The following is a 20,807-nucleotide window of genomic DNA, read 5'->3' on the forward strand; positions in this document are numbered from 1 at the left end:
TCAGGGCGGCGGGTCCGCTTCGACGGACGTGACGGAGGAGAAGAAGTGCACGACGGTACGGCGCGACGCGGACCGGTCCTGGACGACGAGCAGTTCCGCCGGCTCGCCGAGTACGGCGAGGTGGAACGCGCCGAGACGGGTCGGGCGCTGTTCACGTCCGGCGACGACACGTACGACTTCTTCCTCCTCGGGGCGGCGACGGTGGACATCGTCCGGGACGCGACGGTGACCGAGCCGGAGCGTCTGGTCTACCGGGCCGGGCCGGGGGACTTCCTCGGCGAGCTGAACCTGTTGACCGGTCAGCAGGTCTACCTGACCGCCCGGGTGGTCTCCGGCGGCACGGTCGTCCGGATCGGGGCGACGATGCTCCGCCGCGCCCTCGCCGAGCAGGTCGACATCGCCGACCTGCTCATCGAGGCGTTCCGGGAGCGGCGCGACGTGATTCGCGCGGCGGCGGGGAGCGCCCTGCAACTCGTCGGCCGCCCGGATGCCGCCGAGACGCTGGAACTACGCACCTACGCGACGCAGTTGCTCCTGCCGCACTCGTGGCTCGACGCGTCCGCGCGCCCGGGACAGTCACTGATGAGACTGGCGGGAATCGGCGAGGACGACCTGCCGGCGGTGGTCGTCAACGGCTCGGCGCTGCGGCGCGCGACGCCCGCCACCGTTGCCGAGGCGCTCGGTCTCACCTACCGGACCGACGGGGGTCACGTCGATCTTGTCGTCGTCGGCGCCGGACCGGCGGGTCTCGCCGCCGCCGTGTACGGCGCCTCCGAGGGCCTCGCCACCGTCCTGCTCGACCGCAGTGGGCTCGGTGGCCAGGCCGCCAAGAGTGCCAGAATCGAGAACTACCTGGGCTTCCCGCACGGGGTGAGCGGCGAGGAGTTGACCCGGCTGGCGATGGTCCAGGCGCTCAAGTTCGGCGTACGTATCTCCTCGCCGTCTGCCGTGGCGGGCCTGGACCTCTCCGACGACCGGCGGCCGGTGGTCCTGCTGGACGACGGCACCCGGATCGAGTGCGCAGCGGTGGTCGCCGCGACCGGGGCGCGTTACCGGCGTCCCGACCTTCCGAACTGGGCGACCTTCGAGAGGTCCGGCTGCGTGCGGTACGCGGCGACGGATCTGGACGTCCGAGGCTACGAGGATCAGCCGGTGACAGTCGTCGGCGGGGCCAATTCGGCCGGTCAGGCGGCACTGTCCCTGGCCGCCCGGGGCGCGATCGTGAACATGGTCATCCGTGGTGCCGACCTCGGAGCCCGGATGTCGTCCTACCTCACCGACCGGATCCGGGCACATCCCCGGATCCGGGTTCGTACCAGCAGCACCGTTCGCGAGCTGACCGGCGACGTCACCCTCGGGTCGATCGTCACCCTCGGGTCGATCGTCGCCGAGACCACGGACGGTCGCCGTGACCGGCTCGACTGCCGCGCGTTGTTCTGCTTCATCGGCGCCGACCCGGTGTCGGGCTGGTTGTCGAGTGTGGCCAGGGACGGGGACGGCTTCGTCCTGACCGACAGCCGGCTACCCGCCGGACCGTACGGCACGCCCCTGCCGTTCCAGACGAGCGCACCCCGGGTCTTCGCGGTCGGCGATCTCCGCTCGGGCTCGACAAAACGGGTGGCCAGCGCCGTTGGTGACGGTGCCGGCGCGGTCTCCTCCATCCACACGGCACTCGCCCGGGACTGACCCGCCCGCCGCCCGCCCCGGGCGCCACCAGCGCCGGTCACTGGGAACGGCGCGGCAGCTTCCAGTTCGGTCGCGGGAAGTGGCAGGTGTAACCGTTCGGGATGCGCTCCAGGTAATCCTGGTGCTCCGGCTCGGCCTCCCAGAACGGGCCGGCGGCGGTCACCTCGGTGACCACCTTGCCCGGCCACAGTCCGGACGCGTCGACGTCGGCGATGGTGTCCTCGGCGACCCGCTTCTGCTCGTCGCCCTCGTAGAAGATCGCCGAGCGGTAGCTGGTGCCGATGTCGCCGCCCTGCCGGTTCAGGGTGGTCGGATCGTGGATCTGGAAGAAGAACTCGAGCAGGTCCCGGTACGACGTGGCCGATGGGTCGAAGGTGATCTCGATGGCCTCCGCGTGACCCTCGTGGTTGCGGTAGGTGGCGTTCGCCACCTCGCCGCCGGTGTAACCGACCCGGGTCGTGATCACACCGGGACGCTTGCGGATCAGGTCCTGCATCCCCCAGAAACAGCCTCCGGCCAGAATCGCCTTCTCCGTAGCCATGTCGCCCACCTTCGTCGTCGTCGGGCTCCCAGCATTACCCGCGCGCCGTCGCCGCGCACTGTTGCCCCGGTCACCGCCCGTTGTCCCGGTCACCGCCCGGTCGCCCCCGGTCACCAGCCTAGTACCGCGATCGCGGTGACCGAATCGAGTCGAGCCCGATCCGGTTCTGTCCGGTCAAGCTTCGAGGCAGGCGAACGTTTTGTCTGGTCAAGCTTCGAGGCAGGCGACCGTCGTCTCGTCCGGGCCGTGCCTACCCTGTCGGCCAGGACGCCATTCGTCCCGACCGTCGCGATTTGTCGCTGGTACCCGGTTCTGTCGGAGGCTGCCGGTACCGTAGCCGCCGGAATCGGCGCTTAGCGGTTGGGTTACCCGACGGTGGTCAGGGCGTCGGCGAGGCGTTCGAGGGCCTCGGTGAAATCGTCGGCCGGCAGGTAACCGAAGCCGAGCCGGAAGACCCGGTCGTGCTCGCCGAACCAGGACCCGGGTGCGACCCGGGTGTCGCGCTCGGCCAGGCGCGCGTAGAAGGTCCGGACCGCGTCGTCGGGGAACCGGTCGGTGGGCAGGCGCAGGCAGCAGATGGCTCCACCGTCCGGCGGGACGATCTCGACCGGCTGGTCTTCCGCCCAGTGCAGTAGCTCGTCGAGCGCATCCCGGAGGCGGTCGGCGCGGCGGGTGAGGGTCGCGGTCCGCTGCCGAAGTACCTGCGCGGCGAGGAATTCGTCAACCGTGGAGCAGGCGATGGTGGTCTGGAACTTGGCCTCACGTAGGTGGCCGTAGAGCGTGGTGTCGGTCGTGGTCAACCAGCCGACGCGTAGGCCGGGTGCGCCGTGCGCTTTCGAGACCGAGGAGCAGGTGACAAGCCGAGGCGACAGGGGCGCCGCCGAACGCGGGGGCACCGCGTGGCCGTACGTGGACTCCCGGAAGGTCTCGTCGACCAGGACGACCGCGTCCGGCGCGTGCACCCGTACGGTCGCGAGCAGCGCGCGTAACTCCTGCTCGGTGAAGCGTACGCCGGACGGGTTCTGCGGGGAGGCCAGGGACACCAGGCGGGTACGCGGATCGAGCCGCGCGGCGATCCGCTCCACCGGTAACCGGTATCCGTCGTCGAACGACAACGGCACCACGTCCACCTTTGCCCCGAGCCCTTCCGGGACCGTTCGGGCCGGCGGGAAGCACGGCGTTGTCAGCAGGACCCGGTCGCCCGGGGAGCAGGTGGCCTGGGCGAGAAGGTACATCGCCTCGATCGCACCGACCGTCACCAGGACCTGCTCGGGGTCGACTCCGGAGTCGGCGGCGATCAGCGCGCGCAGGTCTGGATCACCGCGCGACGTGCCGTAGCCGAGCGGAACGGTGGCGAGTGTCGCCGCGTCGGCAAGGTCGCCCAGGTGCAGCGGCGGGCAGGCGCTCTCGGCGAGGTCGTAGCGAACCGGGAGGTCGATCAGAATGGACAACGGATTCGGCGCGAAGGCGGTCATGGTGCACATCGTGCGGGTGGGTGTCGGGGCGGGGGCAGAGCCAATATCGACGGATTGGCATGCCGATCGGATCGACTGCCCAGGGGGAGTGTCGGCGGCAGGGCTTCGGCCGAGCGCGTCCAGGCGCCACACTGAAGGTTCACCCCGGCGCCCCGCACGGCATCACCGACATCCACAAGGAACAGCTCGGCGCGGCCCTGCTCGCCTTCCCCAACGAATCGGGAGCCTGACTGACATGACAACACCGGACCCGAACGCCCCGGACACCATCGTTCTCGTCCACGGATTCTGGGTGACCCCGCGTAGCTGGGAGAACTGGATCAGCCACTACGAGAAGCGCGGCTACCGCGTCATCGCCCCGGCGTACCCCGGTCTGGAGGTGGAGGTCGAAGCCCTCAACGCCGACCCCACCCCGATCGACAAGCTGACCGTGCCGGCGATCATCGAGCACCTGGAGTCGGTCATCCGGCCACTGCCGAAGCCGCCGATCATCATCGGACACTCGGCCGGTGGCGCCTTCACCCAGATCCTGCTCGACCACGGGTTCGGCGCGGCCGGGGTGGCGATGAACTCGGCACCGACCGAGGGAGTGCGGGTTGTGCCGCTCTCCCAGGTCAAGTCGACGTTTCCGGTGTTGCGGAGCCCGGCCAACCGGCACCGGTCGGTCGGGCTCACCCTGGAGGAGTGGCGGTACGCCTTCACGAACACCTTCACCGACGAGGAGTCGGAGGCACTCTGGAAGCGGTACGCGATTCCCGCCAACGGGGGCATCCTGTGGGGGAGCGTGCTGGCGAACTTCCAACCGGGCCACCAGGACACCTGGGTCGACTACCACAACGACAACCGGGCGCCGCTGCTGTTCATCTCCGGCTCGGAGGACCACATCATGCCGCCGGCGGTGCAGCGCTCCAACGCCAAGCACTACAAGTCCGACACCCACACCGAGCACGTGGAGTACCCGGGCTACGCCCACCTGCTCCCGGCCCAGCAGGGTTGGGAGCAGATCGCCGACGACGTGCTCTCCTGGGCCGTCGAGCACGCCCGCCGGTAGCCGGCACCGCATCCGTACATCCGCGTGACCGCCGGGCCGCGCGGCACGACACCACCGGGGCGTACTCCGGCCGGGCGGGACCCGCCGGAGTACGCTCCGCACCGGAAGGGGCGAAACATGCCGGCCGTACGCATCACGCACGTGGGTGGTCCCACGACCATGATCGAGGTCGGCGGGTGGCGTCTGCTGACCGACCCGACGTTCGACCCGCCCGGCGGCAGGTACAACTTCGGCTGGGGCACGAGTTCGCGCAAGACGGTCGGTCCGGCGCTCGCCGCCGCGGAGCTCCCACCGGTCGACGCCATCCTGCTCACCCACGACCATCACGGCGACAACCTGGATATCGCCGGGCGGGCGTTGCTCCCGGCGGCCGGCGTGGTCGTCACCACCGTCGCCGGTGCCGGCCGGCTCGGCGGCACGGCGCGGGGTCTCGCGCCCTGGGCCAGCACCCGGTTGACAGGGCCGGGGCGTGTCCCGATCGAGATCACCGCAACCCCGTGCCGGCACGGACCGCCGTTGAGCCGACCGATCGTCGGCGAGGTGACCGGGTTCGCGCTGCGCTGGGAGGGCCAGGAGCACGGCGTGCTCTGGATCTCCGGGGACACCGTGCTCTACGACGGGGTGCGCCAGGTCGCCGACCGTCTGACGGTCGATGTCGCGGTGCTGCACCTGGGCGGCGTACGGTTCCCGGTCACCGGTCCGCTGCGGTACACCATGACCGCCCGGCAGGCGGTCGAACTCTGCCGACTACTGCGCCCGCGTACGGTCGTGCCGGTGCACTACGAGGGCTGGAAGCACTTCAAGCAGGGGCGTGACGTGGTCGAGCGGGAGTTCGCACGGGCGCCGGAGGAGGTCGCGGCCGGTCTGCGCTGGTTGCCGATCGGGGTCGGGGTGGACCTCGACGGGCGCGGGACCGTGCGGCGGTAGGCGCCGCGCCGGGAACAGGCACCACTCGCGCGGCCACCGGTCACTCAACCCTTGACGGCCTCCGCGATCCGCAGGGCGGCCTGGGCGGGCGTGAGGTGTGTGGTGTCGACGACCTCGGCCTCGCTGTGCAGCCAGGTGCGGGCCGCCTCGGCGTAGGGCTCGAGGTACCTGAGGCGGAACGGGGACGGGACGGGGTGTTCCCCCTCGATACGCCGCCGCAGGGTGTCCTGGTCGGCGTGGATGACGAAGTGCCTTACCGGGATGGCGTGTCGGGCGAGGCCTGTGCTGATCTCCCGCCAGTACCGCTCGACCAGGACGGTCATGGGCATCACCAGCGTGCCGCCGGTGTAGTCGAGTACGCTGCGGGCGGTCTCGACGACAAGCTGCCGCCACGGCGGCCAGTGCTGGAAGTTGTCCGTCGCGGGCAGCCCCGGTCTGATGTCCATGAGGGTCTCGCCGACCTTCTCGGCGTCGAACACCCGCGAACCCGGGATCAGTCGCTGTACGAGCACACTTGTTGTCGTCTTGCCGGCCCCGTGTGTGCCGTTGAGCCATACGATCATGACACCCGACGCTACCGCCTCAGACCGGCGACGTCGTCTTGTCCTCCGGCGTGCCGGCGACGACGATGACCGGCTCGTGGCGTACCGGAAAGTTGACCGAGTTGGCGATGAAGCAGAGCCGCTGCGCGGCCTCGTGCTGCTCCCGCGCCGGCTCCACCATCTCGGGCGACGCGACGGTGACCCGCGGCCGCAGCACGACCTCGGTGAAGTGGCCGCCGCCGTCCGGCGTCTCGGCCATCTCGCCGTGGGGGTTGTCGGTGTAGCCGGTCACCACGACGCCCGCGACCACGCACCGGTGCAGGTACGACAGCATGTGGCACTGGGCGAGTGCCGCGAGCAGGAGCTGCTCGGGGTTCCAACGGTCCGGCTCGCCGCGGAACGTCGGGTCCGAGGAGCCCAGCAGCGGCGGCCGGCCCGGCGCCGTGACCTCGTGGGCCCGGCTGTAGGCGCGGTAGCCGCTGGTGCCGGTGCCCCGGTCGCCGGTCCAGTGCAGGGTCAGTTCATAGGTGTGCGTCTTGGCCAACGAGACCACCGGCAACTCCTTCACTCGATGCCGCCTCGGCGGCGGCGAACTGGGTCGCGAGCACGTGCTCGCGGGCGGCGGCTGCCGCGTCCTGGGGCCGGCCGTCGACGATCGCCGCGAGGAGTACGTCGTGCTCGCTGCTGGCCCGCGCCCCGCGCGTCGGTGGCACCAGTGACGCCCGCGTGCTGACGACGATCTGGTCCCAGAGATGGTCCAGCAGGTCCAGTGCGACGGGATTGGCGGACAGCTCGGCGATTCGCCGGTGGAAGCGGCGGTTGTGCAGCACGGCCTGGTCGAACCGGCCCGCCGAGGTCTCCTCCTCGGCACGCTCCGCGTCCCGCCGTAGCGCGGCCAGGTCGGCGGGGGCGATCTGACCGGCCCGTTGCCGGCCGGCGGCCAGCTCGGCGGTCAGCGCCTCCAGGGCTGTTCGGACCTGGTACGCGTGGACCAGCGCGTCCGGTTCGAGCCGCACGACGACGACGCCCCGGCCCGCGGCCCGGAGCAGTCCCTCGCTGGTCAGTCGGCGCAACGCCTCGCGCACCGGCGTGCGGCTCATCGCCAGCGTCTCGGTCAGCCTCATCTCGGTCAGTGGCTCGCCGGGTGCGAACCCGCCCGCGACGATCAGGTCGCGCAGCCGCCGGTACGCCGTCTCGCTCTGCACGCGGCTACCGTATTCGTTGTATGCATTGCATGCAAGTGTGGGGGCCCGGTCGGTGGATCGTCGGGTCCCGCCGGCGCTCGCCCGGCGAAGATCGATCGGGCGACCGGAATCGCGGCCTGGCGGGGCTTCGCGGTCATCGAGCACCTCATTTCGACCGAATGCCGTTCTTGTCCGTCAACCATTCGGGCCTGGCGTACGGCGAGCGCGTGGCTCATGATTGACAGGCCGTCCAGTCAAAGACTTACGTCCACTGTGGATGGTTGATAGCATCGCTCCTGACCATGATCAACTAGAGGTACAGGGGTGCTCATGAAGTCTCGACGTCAGACAATCGCCCTGGTCGTCGGCGCGACGGTGGCCGCGATGGCCGTACCGCTTCTCTCTTCGATGAACCAGGCCCAGGCCGGCTCGGGAAGTTACTGCAGCAGCCTGCCGCAATGGACCAGCGGCGTGTGGTACTACGTTGACAACTTCGTCCAATCCGGTGGGAACATCTACCGGGCGAAGGCGGCGCACCTGTCGTCCAGCAGCCTCTCCCCGTCGTACGCGCCCGAGAAGTGGGCTCCCGCCGGTAGCTGCTCGGGCGGCCAACCCACGCCGAGCGGGTACCCGACCTACTACCCGACCGACAACCCGTTCCCGTCGGAGAGCCCGTCGAGGTCCTCGTCGCCCTCCGCCTCGCCAACGCGTACGCCCACCCCCACGCCCACCGCCTCGGGGAAGACTCCGACCCCGAAGCCGTCGCAGAGCTGACCGGCGCCAGCGGGGTGCGGCCGCACCCCGCTGGATCACCAAGTCATCGACCTGTTCGGCCGATCATGCCCCGAGTCCGGTCAGCCGCAGTGGATGGGTTCGGTCCATCCGGTCCACCCGCCGTGGAGGCGGACCCGGAACCTGATGCAGCGGTTGTCCGCCTGGCTGACGGTTGCCGGACCCGCGTAGTACTGGAAGAGGCCCTCGTCGGCCACGGTGAGGGTGGCGTTGCAGGGGTTACCCGGGATGTTGCTGGCGCACCGCTGGACCTCGAGACGCATGCTCTCCGCGTGGTCACGATGGCTTTGCTTCTGCACCCAGACGCAGTTCGTGCCGCCGTTGCCGCTCGAATAGAACACGAATGCGGTCAGGTCGACGGTCAACTCGCTGTTGTGCCAATGGCCGACCTGGCTGCCGGCGCAGTTCGTCGGGTACGGGTTGAGCTTGTCGTGGGCCGAGGCGGGAGACGTGGTGACCGTCAGGATCCCCGCCAGTAGCGCCGTCAGGAGGACGCCCAACGTGCCGTACCGCAGGACTCGCCGGAGGTGTCGTCTCATGTGATCTTCCCTCTCCTGTCGAAACTCCGACTGACGTCTGCGCCGAACCGATCACGGTTTTCTGGGGCACTGGTTCGAATGCGGTCGGCGCTTTCCCAAGCGTGGTCTCCCGGGCGGGGGAAGTCGTTGGCGAGGAGTCCACGGCTACTTGACGATGTGTCCACGGCGCCGAACGGCCGCCCGTCGGCCGGTCGAGTCACCCTCTCCTGGGAAGGGTCGTCAATGTCGCGACAGGCATGGGTCGACTGACCGCCGGCCCGCCGCGACCTCGCCGACCCCGCTGCCGCTCGCCGATTGCCAAGTCGCACGGCCGGTCCGGGTTGCCCGTTGCCGCTCCTCGCTACGATCGGCGGCGTACGGGTCGAGCTGACCAGGGAGGGCGTCCGGCGGGTCGACCCCGAGGGGGCCAGGGTGGGTCGGGACCACGACGACTGCCTGGAGAACGGCGAGGCCTACGCGCAGCTTGTGCCCGCCGAATCGGCGCTGACCTGGGAGCCCGACAGGGGCGGTGGCAACGACGGGGACGACTGCGTCACGGTCGACCAGGGCGGCTGACGTGTGAACCCGTGGTGGCGGAGGGCTCAGGCGTTTGCCGACGCGTACTCGTCGATCTCGGTGGGCGGAGCCGTCTTGTCCGAGGCGGCCATGAAACTCTGCTCGACCGCCGCCTTCGCCAGTTCCGCGGCCCGCCCGGACGCGCGGCCGGCGCTTGACGGCATGGCCCAACACCGGCAAACATTATCAAATGTCGATGTATGGAGCCGTTTTCGGTAGGGTCGTAGCCGTCGCCGGGATGCTCGCCGCCACCGTCGCGGTCGCTCCGGCCTCGGCCGCTCCGACCTTGGCCGCGTTGCCGGAGTACACCACCGCCGAGGCGGGCAACCCGATCGTGGCCGGGTGGTACGCCGATCCCGACGTGGCGATCTACAACGACCGCTTCTACGTGTTCCCGACCGCCTCCCGCCCGTACGCGGAACAGACCTATCTCGACGCCTTCTCCTCGACCGACCTGGTCACCTGGACCAAGCACCCGAACGTCCTGACCACCGCCAACGTGAGTTGGGCGCGGTACGCCGTCTGGGCGCCCGCCCCGATCGCCCGCAACGGCAGGTACTACCTGTACTTCGCGGCCAACGACATCCAGAGCAACAGCGAACTCGGCGGTATCGGGGTGGCGGTGGCCGACCGGCCGGAGGGGCCCTACACCGACGCGATCGGGCGGCCGTTGATCGCGCAGTTCGTCAACGGCGCCCAGCCGATCGACCAGGACGTCTTTGTCGACGACGACGGGCAGGCGTACATCTACTACGGCGGCTGGGGGCATGCCAACGTCGCCAAGTTGAACGCCGACATGACCAGCCTGGGCACGTTCGCCGACGGCACGACCTACAGGGAGATCACCCCGAGCGGGTACGTCGAGGGCTCGCAGATGTTCAAGCGCGACGGCAGGTACTACCTGATGTGGTCGGAGGGCGGCTGGACCGGTCCCAACTACTCCGTGGCGTACGCCATTGCCGACTCACCCGTTGGCCCCTTCACCCGCCTCGACAAGGTCCTCGCGCAGGACCCCGCGGTGGCTCGCGGCGCCGGGCACAACGCCGTGCTGAACATCCCGGGCACCGACATCTGGTACATCGTCTATCACCGTCGGCCCCTGTCCGAGAGCGACGGCAACGCGCGGCAGGTCGCCTACGACCGGATGAACTTCAACGCCGACGGCACCATCCAGCGGGTGAGGATGCTCGTGCAGGACAACTTCGCCGACGGCAACGCGCTCGGCTGGAAGACGTACGGCGGGGCCTGGTCGGTCAGCGACGGCCAGTACCGGACGACCGCGTCGTACGGTGGAAAGTCATTGCTCGACGACAACCACGTGAACGCGACCTACGACCTCGACGTCACGGTCACGTCCGGCACCGGCGACGCCGGGCTGGTGTTCCGGGCGTCCAGCGCGGGGACCGGAGCGGACACCTACCGCGGCTACTACGCCGGCATCACCCCGGCCGGGCGGGTGATCCTCGGCCGGGCCAACAACAACTGGACGCCGCTCGGCTCGGCGCCGCTGCCGGTCGTCGCCGGCCAGCGGTACCACCTGCGCGTGGTTGCCAGCGGCTCGTCGATCAAGGTGTACGTCGGTGACCTGACCACCGCGAAGATCTCGGTCACCGACACCACCTACCCGTCCGGCAGGTCGGGCGTACGCGTCTACAACGCGGCCGCCGCCTTCGACAACGTCGCCATCACCAACCAGTAGGTGTCGCTCTGTACGGCCGGCGCTCGTCCTCCGGAGCCCGGCGGTACGACGTGCCGAGAAGCGCGCGTCGTACCGCCCTGGCCCTCGCGGTGGCGCGTCCGGGTCTCGCTGGCGTTTCCGAGCCGGTCCGGCCAGGATGATCCAGAAGGAGGTGGGCAGGTGCTGCACTTGAGGGTGATCGTCACGGCGGACAAGAGCCGGGCGGTGGTCGACCTGCTGTCCACGGAGCCCGCGGTCACCCATGTCGTCGTGCTGCCCGGCGCCGCGAAGGTTCCGCCCGGTGACCTGGTGCTCTGCGACGTGGTACGAGAAGGCGCGGACGGCGTCCTGGTCGCGCTACGGGAGCTCGGAGTGGACAGGGACGGCGGGATCGCGGTCGAGGGGGTGGACGTCACCCTCTCCGCCGCAGCCGACCGCGCTGGCGACGCCGCGCCAGGACTGGGCACGGACGCCGTGGTCTGGGACGAGGTCGCGCGCAAGACCGGCGAGGAGACACGGCTCTCGGCGACGTACCTGTTGCTGATCACGCTGGCGACCATCATCGCCGGCATCGGGGTCCTGCTGGACCAGCCGATCCTGATCGTCGGTGCGATGGTGGTCGGCCCGGAGTTCGGCCCGCTCGCCGCGCTCAGCGTGGCGCTGGTCCGGTGGCGACGCGCAACCGTCCGGCGGTCGGCGGCGGCCCTGGGGGTCGGTTTCCTCGTCGCGATGACGGCGACCGTGCTCAGCACCTGGGCGTTGACCGCCGCTGGTCTGATCGATCGGGAGATGCTGCTCGCCGACCGACCGCTGACCGATTTCATCTGGCGGCCTGACGCGCTCTCCTGGGTGGTGGGTTTCCTGGCCGGGGTGGCCGGCATGCTCTCGGTGACGTCGAACAAGTCCGGTTCGCTCGTCGGCGTGTTGATCTCGGTGACGACGGTACCGGCGGCGGCGAACGTCGCGGTCGCGGTGGCGTACAACGTGCCGGACGAGGCGGCTGGCTCGGCGCTACAACTGCTGATCAACCTCGCGGCGATCGTGTTGGCCGGGGTGCTGACCCTGCTGGTGCAGCGGGTGTGGTGGTGGCGAATCACCAGATCCCATCGTTCCTGGACCCGGCGCTTCGCCGGGAGGCGCCGCGCACCGGGTGATCCGATCCTGGCTCAGCCGGGCTCGCCGCCCGAAACCATCGAGCGCGTGGCAGTGGTCGACCGTGGGGTTGACCGACCGAGCGTCTGACGCTGGACCTCCGATCGGGCGGGTGTGGGTCTCAGCGGTCCTGGCGCCGCCGCATCCCTTGCTCATGCTTCTTTGCCGCACATCTCCAGTAGCTGATCGTGAGGGAGCTCAGGACGAGTGTGCTGACGATCGCCACCACCAGCGGTGGTGCGATCAGCAGTCCGGGCGTCGCGGCCGCGATCACGAGTACGGCCACCAGGCTGCGCCATGGTCGGCGAGGCTGGTGCATCAGGCGTGCGTACAGGGCTCGCCCGACGATGTACAGGGTGACCCCGCCCAGGACGAGCAGCGACCACGCCGCGTGCACCTGCCCGAGCGGACGCCGGATGTACATCTCGGCGCCCGCCGCCGCGACGACCGTGCCGGCAATCATGACCCCGTGGCAGTACGCGGCGGCGACCGCGACTCTCGGACCACCCCTGTCGATCACGATTCCGAGGTTCTGCTCGGGCGGTAGGAAATAACTCACCAGCATCAGCGTCGCGGTGGTGAAGGCGAGGACGAAGGCCAGCGTACGGGGGTAGTCGAACCCGGCGCTGCTGTAGGCCAAGCCGCTGAGCAGAACCAGTGTGCCCAGGGCGATGGTATGGATCTGGCGGTACCGCTCCGCTATGTGATCGCCGACCACCTTCAGGTGGACCTGCGGGGTGCGGCTCAGCTTCGGCACCGGCCAACCGAACCAGGCGCTGACGCCGTCAACGACGATCGCCGCGCCCCAGAATGCGATTCGAGCCGGGGAGGCAAGGAACGCGCCGGTCAGCCACAGGACGGCGGAGATGGCGAACCAGATGAGCACCCGCACCGAGCGTGCCCGCAGCGGGGAACCCCGTAGGGCCGGGACGAGGATGAGTCCCGGGACAAGATGGATCGCGACGTACATGCCGGCGAACAGCGGCCCGTGTTCACCGAACGCTGTGGGCACGGCGGATGCCATCAGCAGGCTCGCGAGCATGATGAAGGCGATGAGTCGTCGAAGGTAGGGCTCGTCCGGGTTGAACCAGTTCGTCGACCACGCCGTGGCGACCCAGACCCAGTAGACGGCGGCCAGGAGGACCATGGATTCCGCGGCGTTGACCAGGCTCGGATCGACCACCATTCGCTGTGACACCCGGCTGAGGGCGAAGATCATGGCGAGATCGAAGAACAGCTCGTAGGAGGAGAGTCGCCGGGGATTCTTCCGTTTCTCGAGGAGTCGCTCCAGCATGGTTCCGGACTCGTCCACCCTGGGACCGAGCCGGTGGTACGTGAGCACGATTCCGAGCAGTAGGACGCTGACGGCACCGGCCACGGCGAGCGGTGGTAGCCGCAGCATGGCGGGGGAGATGCCCGCGATGATCAGCATGCCGACCGGGGCGCGCCATGCGGGGCGCCGGAACACGGCCCAGGCGTACAGGGTGCGTCCACCGAGATAGAGGAACGGACCGGCCAGGATGGCGGCCGACCACTGGGCTCGGGCCTCGCCCAGCGGCCGGGAGATCAGTATCTCGGCGCCCATCGACGTGACGACGATTCCGAGGATCATGATCAGATGGGTGTACGAGGTGCGGACCGCCACCGAGGGTGGTCGCCGGTCGAGGGCTTCCCCGAGTACGAGCCCGCGCGGCAGGAAGAAGGACCAGGCGATCAACCCGGCGATCCCGAACGCGAGGGTGAATGCGGTGATGTCGATGATGTCGAGTTGGGTCTCGGTGAGGGTGATGCCGCTGGTCAGGACCACTTCGCCGACCGCGATGATGAAGATCTGCCGGTAGCGCTCCGCGACGTGGTTGCCCAGTACCCGCAGGTGCTCCTCGGCCACCGGTCGTAGGCCGAGCACCCGCCAACCGATTCCGACGCCCAGGTAGTCGAAGATCAGCGCTACCGACCACAGGACGAGCCGAGGTGTCGCCGGTAGAAGCGCACCGGCGATCCAGAGAACCGCGGTCGCCCCGACCCATGTTGCCGCCCGCGCCGAACGAGTTCCCAGCGGATGGCCGCGCAGCGTCCAGGTGAGCGACAGGTGTCGTACGAGGTGCGCCGCGACGTTCGCCCCGGCGAAGACGATCCCGTGCTTGCCGAAGGCCTCGGGTACGGAGGCGGCGATCACCAGCCCCGCGAACATCATCGCGATGATGATCCGTTGCAGGTAGGGCCTGTCCGGGTCGAGCCAGTCGGTCGTGTGGGCCGCCCCTACCCATACCCACCAGACCACTCCGAGCAGGACCGCCGTCTGTAGCGCATTCTCCCAGCCGAAATCCCGCAGGAAACGTTGGGAGAGTTGGGTGAGCGCGAAGATGATCGCCAGGTCGAAGAAGAGTTCGAGGAGGGAGATCTCTCGGGACTTCCTGGGATCCCGTAAGAGCCGCTCCACCCTCGTCCGCGTCAATGCTCGCCCGCCTCGCTGATCCTGCTACGAGATATTCGTACCATGATCGGGGAGGTGACCGGGCTGATATGGGGTGCGGCCCGGGGCGACGCCTGACCCGAGACAATTTCGCCTCGTCGGGCGCCATCGAGGCGGCGATTCCAGTCGCCAGGACGGCATTCCAGCCCGTGCTGCGTGCTCGGGGCCAGCCGGCTCGTACCGGCCGGCCCCGACCATGTTCGGCGCGTGGTGAATCACCGGGAAAGGTGCTGTCCCGTCATCGGGGCGGGATTCTGCATGGTCACCCAGTCGGGGTGGCCGGGCATCGGCGGTGTCTCGGTGCCGTACAGCCAGGCGGTCAGGAAGGGCTTCAGGTCACGCCCCGCCGTCCGCGACGCCAGCGCGATGAAGTCGTCGGTCGAGGCCGACTTCCCACGGTACGCCGACGCCCAGGCCCGCTCCAACTGCTGGAACTTCGGCTCGCCGAGCTGCTGCTCCAGGGCGTACAGGGCGAGCGCGCCACCGTAGTAGACGTTGATGTTGAACAGGTCGAACAACTGCTCGGCGCTCTTCGGGCGGGCGACCGGGCCGAACTGCGCCCGCCAGCTGTCACTGTTCGCGTACACCCGCTGGAAGAAGGCCTCACGGGACGGTGAACCGGTGTGCTCCGCCACCGCGCCGATCTTCTCCGCCCAGAGCAACTCGTACCAGGTGGCGTGGCTCTCGTTCAGCCAGACGTCACTCCACGTGGCCGGCGCGACGCTGTTGCCGTACCACTGGTGGGCCAGCTCGTGCGCCATCACCGACTCGACGACCGGGGTCGGCGCCGCGAGCACCGTCGAGTCGTACACCGAGAGGGTCTGCGTCTCGAGCGCGGTGCCGAGCTGGACGTCGATCAGCAGCGACCCGTACGTGTCGAACGGGTACGGCCCGACCTGCTGCTCCATCCAGGCGATCTGCTCGCGCTCCGAGTCGAACATCGGCAGGGTCTGGGCGGCCAGGCGGCGGGGCACGACGTCGCGGACGCGTACCCGACCGACCTGCTGGCGTTCGCGGACCACGAAGTCACCGGCGGCGACCTGGAGCAACTCGGTCGCCATCGGCTGGGCCTGGCGATAGGTGGACACGACCCGACCGCCACCGGTCCGGGTCACCGTTGGTACGCCGCTCGCGGTGCCGGTCCAGCCCTCCGGTACGTCGGTGGTGATCGTGTAGGTGGCCTTGTCGGCCGGGTGGTCGTTGCTCGGGAAAAGCCGGTGTGCGGCGGCCGGCTGCCCGAGCAGCGCGGTCCCGTCCGGCGTGGCCGTGAAACCGTCCGGCGCCGCCGGATCGGGCGTTTCGGGTACGGCGGTGAAGCCCTTCACCGTGACGGTGAAACCGCGCCCCTTGTTGAGCGCGACCCGCGGAGTGATGACCAGTTCCTCACCCACGCGGCTGAAGTTGGCGGGTTTCCCGTCGACATCGATGCTGGCCGGATTTCCACCGGCGAAGTCCAGGTTGAAGCGGGACAGTTTCTGCGTCGCGACGGCCGCGATCCTGACGTCGCCACTGACGGAATGGGCTGGATCCTTCTCCGGGTAGGTCAGCCGTAGCTCGTAGTCCTGTACGTCGTAACCGCCGTTCCCGAGCAGCGGAAAGAGCCGATCGCCCAGACCCGGCGCGCCGGGCGCGCACGAGGCGGCGTTGGCGGCTGCCGGGCTCGCCGTGACACCGACGGCGAGGGTCAGTCCGACCAGAAGCAGCCGGCGGAAGTGTGTATCTCGCATACCACCCCCAACGCAGGACCCCGGCGCCGCTTCAAGAGACCCGCGCCACACTGGACCGCCCCGCCGAACCGGTGAGAAGCGCCGTCACGGTCCTCTCCGGACCTGGTCGAGGAAGTCCCGAACCGCCCCGTGTCGTTGGGGTCGCCAGGCGGCCCAGTACCGGATTGTCGGCAGGCCCTTGATCGGTACGGCGTGCAGCCCCGCCGGTAGTTGTACGCAGCCGTTGACGACGGTGGCGCCGATACCCATGGTGGCCAGGTGCACGAGCAGGTCCCAGCCGTCGACCTCGGCGGCGACCTGCCAGGAGACGCCCGCGTCGAGCAGTGCTCGGTCCAGTGCCCGCCGGTGTGGTCGCCCGGCCGGAGGAACGACGAGGTCCAGGCCGTCGAGGTCGATGAGCCCGACGTCGGCGCGGGTGGCGAGCGGATGCTGGTCGTCGGTGATCAGGACTTGCGGGTAGGCGGCGATCTGTATCGCTTCGAACCGCGGCGGCGGAGGATCGTGGGCGACGATGGCCAGGTCCGCCTGACCGGTGGACAGGGCCGTGAGGGCGGTGTCCCGATCGGCGGTGATGACCTGAACCCGTCGGCCCTGTCGTCCGATGTGCCGGATTGGTTCGCTGATCACCCAGCGCAGCGCGCCCCGTCCGGCCGCGACGGCCAGGGTGGGTGTGGGGTCCTGGTGGAGTTCGCGGAGGAACTCGTCGACTCGCCGACGGGCGTCGAGCGCGAAGGTGGCGAGCCGTTCACCGGCCGCGGTGAGAACCAGCCGGCGGCCGTCGCGTTCGTACAGGTCGGTGCCGAGCGCGGTCGCCAGTTTTCTGATCTTGACGTGAAGGGAGGGTTGGCTGAGGTGCAGCGCGGCCGCGGCGGTGGTGAAGTTGCGGTGCTCGGCGAAGACCGCGAACGCCCGTACGGCGTCGGCTTCGAGCAGATCCCGACCCGTCATAGTCGAGGACTATAGCCAGGTCGCCGAAGAATAGTTCCCCGTGTGACGTCCAGCCTGGACGCTGACGGCATGAACGACATCACGACCCCACCGCAGCCACGGCTCGGCATCGACATCGGCCGGGTCATCATCGACGGCTCCGCGCATCCCGGTGGCGGGGACACCGCATTTTTCAGCGGTGACGAAGCGACCATGCTGGCCACCCCCGAGACGCCGGACGCGGTCGACGTCATCGCCCGCCTCGTCATCCGGTTCGACGGCCAGGCGTGGCTGGTATCCAAGTGTGGCCCACGGATCCAGGCGCGCACCCTGCGGTGGCTCGACGCGCACGACTTCTACCGGCGCACCGGAATGACCCCTGACCAGGTCCGGTTCTGCCGCAGTCGCCCGGACAAGCGCGACCACTGCCTGCAACTCGCCCTCACCCACTTCGTCGACGACCACCCCGAAGTGCACACCGCCATCCGCGGCGCTGTCGTCCACCAGTACTTCTTCGGGCCCCAGCGCCGACCAGTCCCTGGTTACGGGCAGCACACGCCCACCTGGGTCGACGTCGAACGCCTCGTCAACCGTTCACTTGTCCGATGACGGTGGGAACGGGCGTGGGTCGAGGCTGGCCGGACAACCCCTGTACTCAATATTGCCTGTACGGGAGGTACTTGCCGCTCAGCTCGATGTTCACCCGGTCACCCGCCGGATCCGACTCCCGGGTGAGGTTCATCCGGAAGTCGATGGCACTCATGATGCCGTCGCCGAATTCCTCGTGGATGAGCTCCTTGAAGGTCGTGCCGTACACGGCGACCAGTTCGTAGAACCGGTAGATCAGCGGGTCGGTCGGTACGGCGGTCGGCAGCGACCCCTTGTACGGCACGGCCTGCAGAATGAGGAGTGCCTCGTCGGGCAGGTCGAAGAGGCCGACGACGGTTGCCGCCTGTTCTGCGGACATTGCCATCTGTCCGAGGCAGGCGGCGGTGGTCCACTCCTTGCTCTGGCCGACGGCCGTCGCGACGCTGGCCCAGCTCATTCTCTTCTGGATGCGAGTGGTGACGATGAGTTCCGTGACGTCCGTTCGGTTCATTCCAGAGCCTCCGAAGGTGCGGTGACGGCTTGCGTGGCGGTCAGAACGGGATTCGTTCGGGGCGGGTCTTCACCATCCCGAGTTCGATGCCTCCGGTCAAAACGAAAATTGCTATCACCTGATAGGCGGGGGCTATCGGGTGATGCCTGCGCGGCACTGAGTCGGGTGCGGAGCGGACGTCGAGGTCGCGGTCGACCTCCAGCAGGGCTCGGGCGACGTACGGCTCAGCGTCGCGCCCGGCTCCGACTCGGCGGTGGTGGCGGCATCCCGAAACGTGGGCACATGATTGTCCGCGCTTTTCCCACGCCCCTAAGGTTCAAGCGGGACCCGGGTGTTCGTTCGTGCGGCCAATAGCCCTTGCGGCAGTGCACCCGGACCGCCGGAACGTGCAGAACGTGTCGGTGCGCAGGTCGGCTGACTACGGACGGAGGGCTTTCGCCGGTGGAGCTACCAGGAATCGTTCAGGATGCAGTGCGACGCGCCGCCGAGAAGGACTTCCAGTTCTCCTGCGAGCCCCTGGTCGGACAGATGCTGGCGATGCTCGCGGCGGCGGCGCCGAGGAACGCTCGCATTCTCGAACTCGGCACCGGTGCGGGCGTCGGGACCGCCTGGTTGGCTCACGGCGTCGATGGCCGCCCCGATGTTCGCATCGTCACGGTCGAGCAGGCATCCCACCTGGCCGAGGCGGTGGCGGGCTACCGCTGGCCTCGGTCGGTGGAGTTCCGGGTGGGTGATGCCGAAGCCCTGCTGCCCGAGCTCGGCACCTTTGACCTGGTCTTCGCCGACGCGGAAGGCGGGAAGTGGTCGGGACTGGAGCTGACGGTACGTTCGCTGCGGCTGGGCGGCGTCCTGGTGGTCGATGACATGGATCTCGACCGGTACCCCGACCCCGCGCACAAGGCCCACGTCACCGGGGTCAGGCAGGCGTTGTGTACCGATCGGCGTCTGCTCGCGGTGGAACTCGCCGTCGGAAGCGGCGTCATCGTGGCCAGTCGTGCGACCAGGTCCGACTGAGCGATCCGGTCCTCGGGTGACCTGCTGACGGAGCCGTCCGCGTCGGCCTGGTTCTGACTGAGTTCGACGTTCGGACGTCATCATCAGTTGGTTGACGGTGCTTTGTGCGGATAGTACTTTATGCCTGCTTCGCGCCTGCGAAGTGTGCTCACTTTCCCAGAAGGCAGGTCAGCGGGATGTTCGACGACCTCGTAGAGGAAATCCAGGAAGACCTCGACGAGCTGGAGGACGTACTGGAAGACGTCGGTATCGACGTCGAGATCGACGGCGAGTGACCGTCCGGGGTGGTCGGCGCAGGTCGACTACCCCGTCACACGTACCGGGCCGTCGTCGGCGGCGATCCGTTGTCGCCCGCGTACGGCAAGATTGCCGGGGCGTGACGCGAGTCGGATATGCAACTTTCGCCTGGTAGTTGAGGATGGCAGAGTGGGCGGTACCGCTGCCGGTGCGGCCCGACTGATCCGTTCGCTCGATACGGTGGGGGTGGCTGGGAGTCGTCATGTCGGACCGGAACGACGGAAGGCAGGGGCGAGACGGTCGTTCGCCCCGCGACAGGACCCGTTCGCCCTCGTGTATCCCGTGGTTGAGCAGCATGCGGAAGTAGGCGTGGTAGTCGTCGGCGGTGGAGACCAGCCCACCGCCGCCGCCCTGGAATGCCGGAGGTTTGCTGTGGCGTCCGCTCTCGGCCTCGTCCCACACGTGGAACTCCCCGGTCTGCGGGTCGAGGGCGTAGAGGGCCGGCAACCGGCAGATCTTGCCGGCGGGTACGCCGAAACCGGTGTCCTTCATCCCCAGCGGGTCGAAGACGCGTTCCCGCAGGAACGTCTCGAACGACTGGCCCGAGACCCTGGCGACGAGCACGCCGAGCAGATCACTGCTGATCTGGTACTGCCAGCGCTCTCCGGGTTGGTGCATCAGTGGAGGCTCGCCGAGGCGACGCATCCACTCGTCCGGCTCGGGCCTCGGCTCCGGGAGATGGGGTGTGAGCCCTCGCTCGAAGACCTTGTTCATGATTGGGGTGCCCAACGACGTCATGTCCATCCCGAGCCCGAACGTGGAGGTCAGCAGGGTCCCGTACGGTGATCGGCCGTCGTGCCGGCACGGTGTTGTCCAGCGGGCCGTCGACCCGCGTCAGCCCCCGGCGGTCGGCGAGCTCGGGCAGCCACGGGACCACCGGGTCGTCCAGCCGCAGCCGGCACTCGTCGAGCAGGACCATCGCCGCCGCCACCGTGACGGGCTTGGACGTCGAGGCCATCCGGAAGATGGTGTCCCGGCGCATCGGCGAACCACCGTCGTGGCGCATCGTCCCGATCGCCTCGGCGTGCGTCTCACCGTTTCGGCTCACAGGGCGACCAGCCCGGGGAGCCAGTCAGGTCACGCAACCGCCGTAACGACTCCGCCAACTCCTCGCGCACCCCGCCAGCCTCTCCTCCGCCTCGGGCGCC

Annotated in this window: 21 protein-coding genes and 1 pseudogene; 9 read left to right on the forward strand and 13 right to left on the reverse strand. The window is 69.1% G+C overall.

What is annotated here, in order from left to right:
* Positions 1–45: 45 nt before the first annotated feature.
* On the forward strand, positions 46–1,686 hold the full coding sequence (locus tag ACI2K4_RS04495; protein ID WP_404508675.1) for an FAD-dependent oxidoreductase: 1,641 nt from the start codon (positions 46–48) through the stop codon (positions 1,684–1,686).
* Positions 1,687–1,723: 37 nt separating this feature from the next.
* Here ACI2K4_RS04495 and msrA read toward each other — a convergent pair whose 3' ends face one another.
* Both msrA and ACI2K4_RS04505 read right to left on the reverse strand, forming a co-directional pair.
* Positions 1,724–2,227, reverse strand: a complete 504-nt coding sequence (gene msrA, locus ACI2K4_RS04500) for a peptide-methionine (S)-S-oxide reductase MsrA (protein ID WP_404508677.1) — start codon at positions 2,225–2,227, stop codon at positions 1,724–1,726.
* Positions 2,228–2,592: 365 nt separating this feature from the next.
* Positions 2,593–3,702: a pyridoxal phosphate-dependent aminotransferase gene (locus ACI2K4_RS04505; protein WP_404508679.1), complete on the reverse strand. Its 1,110-nt coding sequence runs from the start codon at positions 3,700–3,702 to the stop codon at positions 2,593–2,595.
* Between the two features lie 235 nt (positions 3,703–3,937).
* On the opposite strand from ACI2K4_RS04505, the gene ACI2K4_RS04510 reads away from it, so the two are divergent.
* Positions 3,938–4,753, forward strand: a complete 816-nt coding sequence (locus ACI2K4_RS04510; protein WP_404508681.1) for an alpha/beta hydrolase — start codon at positions 3,938–3,940, stop codon at positions 4,751–4,753.
* Between the two features lie 117 nt (positions 4,754–4,870).
* Complete coding sequence (locus tag ACI2K4_RS04515) at positions 4,871–5,680, forward strand: MBL fold metallo-hydrolase (RefSeq protein WP_404508683.1); 810 nt, start codon at positions 4,871–4,873, stop codon at positions 5,678–5,680.
* A gap of 44 nt (positions 5,681–5,724) precedes the next feature.
* On the opposite strand, the gene ACI2K4_RS04520 is transcribed toward ACI2K4_RS04515, so the two are convergent.
* From ACI2K4_RS04520 to ACI2K4_RS04530, 3 genes are read right to left on the reverse strand one after another with little or no spacing between them, the layout of a single operon-like run.
* The gene (locus ACI2K4_RS04520) at positions 5,725–6,243 is read right to left on the reverse strand and encodes an AAA family ATPase (RefSeq protein WP_404508685.1); all 519 of its coding nucleotides are present in this window, start codon (positions 6,241–6,243) and stop codon (positions 5,725–5,727) included.
* A gap of 19 nt (positions 6,244–6,262) precedes the next feature.
* Complete coding sequence (locus ACI2K4_RS04525; protein ID WP_404508687.1) at positions 6,263–6,775, reverse strand: OsmC family protein; 513 nt, start codon at positions 6,773–6,775, stop codon at positions 6,263–6,265.
* Positions 6,744–7,427, reverse strand: coding sequence for a GntR family transcriptional regulator (locus ACI2K4_RS04530; RefSeq protein ID WP_404508689.1), 684 nt, complete (start codon positions 7,425–7,427; stop codon positions 6,744–6,746). Before ACI2K4_RS04530 ends, ACI2K4_RS04525 begins: the two co-directional genes overlap by 32 nt.
* Before the next feature lie 309 nt (positions 7,428–7,736).
* Between ACI2K4_RS04530 and ACI2K4_RS04535 the strand changes: the two genes are divergently transcribed.
* Positions 7,737–8,180: a hypothetical protein gene (locus ACI2K4_RS04535; protein WP_404508691.1), complete on the forward strand. Its 444-nt coding sequence runs from the start codon at positions 7,737–7,739 to the stop codon at positions 8,178–8,180.
* A gap of 80 nt (positions 8,181–8,260) precedes the next feature.
* Here ACI2K4_RS04535 and ACI2K4_RS04540 read toward each other — a convergent pair whose 3' ends face one another.
* Positions 8,261–8,737, reverse strand: coding sequence for a hypothetical protein (locus ACI2K4_RS04540; RefSeq protein WP_404508693.1), 477 nt, complete (start codon positions 8,735–8,737; stop codon positions 8,261–8,263).
* A 327-nt stretch (positions 8,738–9,064) separates the two neighbouring features.
* On the opposite strand from ACI2K4_RS04540, the gene ACI2K4_RS04545 reads away from it, so the two are divergent.
* Positions 9,065–9,292 (forward strand): hypothetical protein, encoded by a 228-nt coding sequence (locus ACI2K4_RS04545; RefSeq protein WP_404508695.1) that lies wholly within the window; start codon positions 9,065–9,067, stop codon positions 9,290–9,292.
* Positions 9,293–9,318: 26 nt separating this feature from the next.
* Here ACI2K4_RS04545 and ACI2K4_RS04550 read toward each other — a convergent pair whose 3' ends face one another.
* Positions 9,319–9,456, reverse strand: coding sequence for a hypothetical protein (locus ACI2K4_RS04550; protein WP_404508697.1), 138 nt, complete (start codon positions 9,454–9,456; stop codon positions 9,319–9,321).
* A 32-nt stretch (positions 9,457–9,488) separates the two neighbouring features.
* Between ACI2K4_RS04550 and ACI2K4_RS04555 the strand changes: the two genes are divergently transcribed.
* Positions 9,489–10,991: a family 43 glycosylhydrolase gene (locus ACI2K4_RS04555; RefSeq protein ID WP_404508699.1), complete on the forward strand. Its 1,503-nt coding sequence runs from the start codon at positions 9,489–9,491 to the stop codon at positions 10,989–10,991.
* Positions 10,992–11,150: 159 nt separating this feature from the next.
* Entirely contained in the window at positions 11,151–12,212 is a 1,062-nt protein-coding gene (locus ACI2K4_RS04560) for a DUF389 domain-containing protein (protein ID WP_404508701.1), read from the forward strand.
* A 31-nt stretch (positions 12,213–12,243) separates the two neighbouring features.
* Here the strand turns inward: ACI2K4_RS04560 and ACI2K4_RS04565 are convergent, their stop codons facing one another.
* The 3 genes from ACI2K4_RS04565 to ACI2K4_RS04575 all read right to left on the reverse strand — a co-directional run bounded on the left by ACI2K4_RS04565 (position 12,244) and on the right by ACI2K4_RS04575 (position 17,270).
* The gene (locus tag ACI2K4_RS04565; protein WP_404508703.1) at positions 12,244–14,562 is read right to left on the reverse strand and encodes a low temperature requirement protein A; all 2,319 of its coding nucleotides are present in this window, start codon (positions 14,560–14,562) and stop codon (positions 12,244–12,246) included.
* A gap of 248 nt (positions 14,563–14,810) precedes the next feature.
* Entirely contained in the window at positions 14,811–16,322 is a 1,512-nt protein-coding gene (locus tag ACI2K4_RS04570; protein WP_404508705.1) for a M1 family metallopeptidase, read from the reverse strand.
* An 84-nt stretch (positions 16,323–16,406) separates the two neighbouring features.
* Positions 16,407–17,270, reverse strand: a complete 864-nt coding sequence (locus ACI2K4_RS04575; protein WP_404508707.1) for a LysR family transcriptional regulator — start codon at positions 17,268–17,270, stop codon at positions 16,407–16,409.
* A 69-nt stretch (positions 17,271–17,339) separates the two neighbouring features.
* Here ACI2K4_RS04575 and ACI2K4_RS04580 point away from each other — a divergent pair, with 69 nt between their 5' ends.
* Positions 17,340–17,858 carry a hypothetical protein gene (locus ACI2K4_RS04580; RefSeq protein WP_404508708.1) on the forward strand — a complete coding sequence of 173 codons (519 nt, stop codon included), beginning with the start codon at positions 17,340–17,342 and terminating at the stop codon, positions 17,856–17,858.
* Positions 17,859–17,904: 46 nt separating this feature from the next.
* On the opposite strand, the gene cynS is transcribed toward ACI2K4_RS04580, so the two are convergent.
* On the reverse strand, positions 17,905–18,348 hold the full coding sequence (gene cynS, locus ACI2K4_RS04585) for a cyanase (RefSeq protein WP_404508710.1): 444 nt from the start codon (positions 18,346–18,348) through the stop codon (positions 17,905–17,907).
* 471 nt (positions 18,349–18,819) lie between these two features.
* Here cynS and ACI2K4_RS04590 point away from each other — a divergent pair, with 471 nt between their 5' ends.
* Complete coding sequence (locus ACI2K4_RS04590; protein ID WP_404508711.1) at positions 18,820–19,362, forward strand: O-methyltransferase; 543 nt, start codon at positions 18,820–18,822, stop codon at positions 19,360–19,362.
* Between the two features lie 501 nt (positions 19,363–19,863).
* On the opposite strand, the pseudogene ACI2K4_RS04595 reads toward ACI2K4_RS04590, so the two are convergent.
* Both ACI2K4_RS04595 and ACI2K4_RS04600 read right to left on the reverse strand, forming a co-directional pair.
* Positions 19,864–20,304 (reverse strand): annotated as a pseudogene (locus ACI2K4_RS04595) (serine hydrolase domain-containing protein); the annotation flags it as partial.
* Positions 20,234–20,665, reverse strand: a complete 432-nt coding sequence (locus ACI2K4_RS04600) for a serine hydrolase (protein ID WP_404509186.1) — start codon at positions 20,663–20,665, stop codon at positions 20,234–20,236. The gene ACI2K4_RS04600 and the pseudogene ACI2K4_RS04595, both read right to left, overlap by 71 nt.
* Positions 20,666–20,807: the final 142 nt, after the last annotated feature.

The sequence above is a fragment of the Micromonospora sp. NPDC050397 genome (assembly GCF_044901685.1).
Taxonomy (GTDB): Bacteria; Actinomycetota; Actinomycetes; order Mycobacteriales; family Micromonosporaceae; genus Micromonospora_G.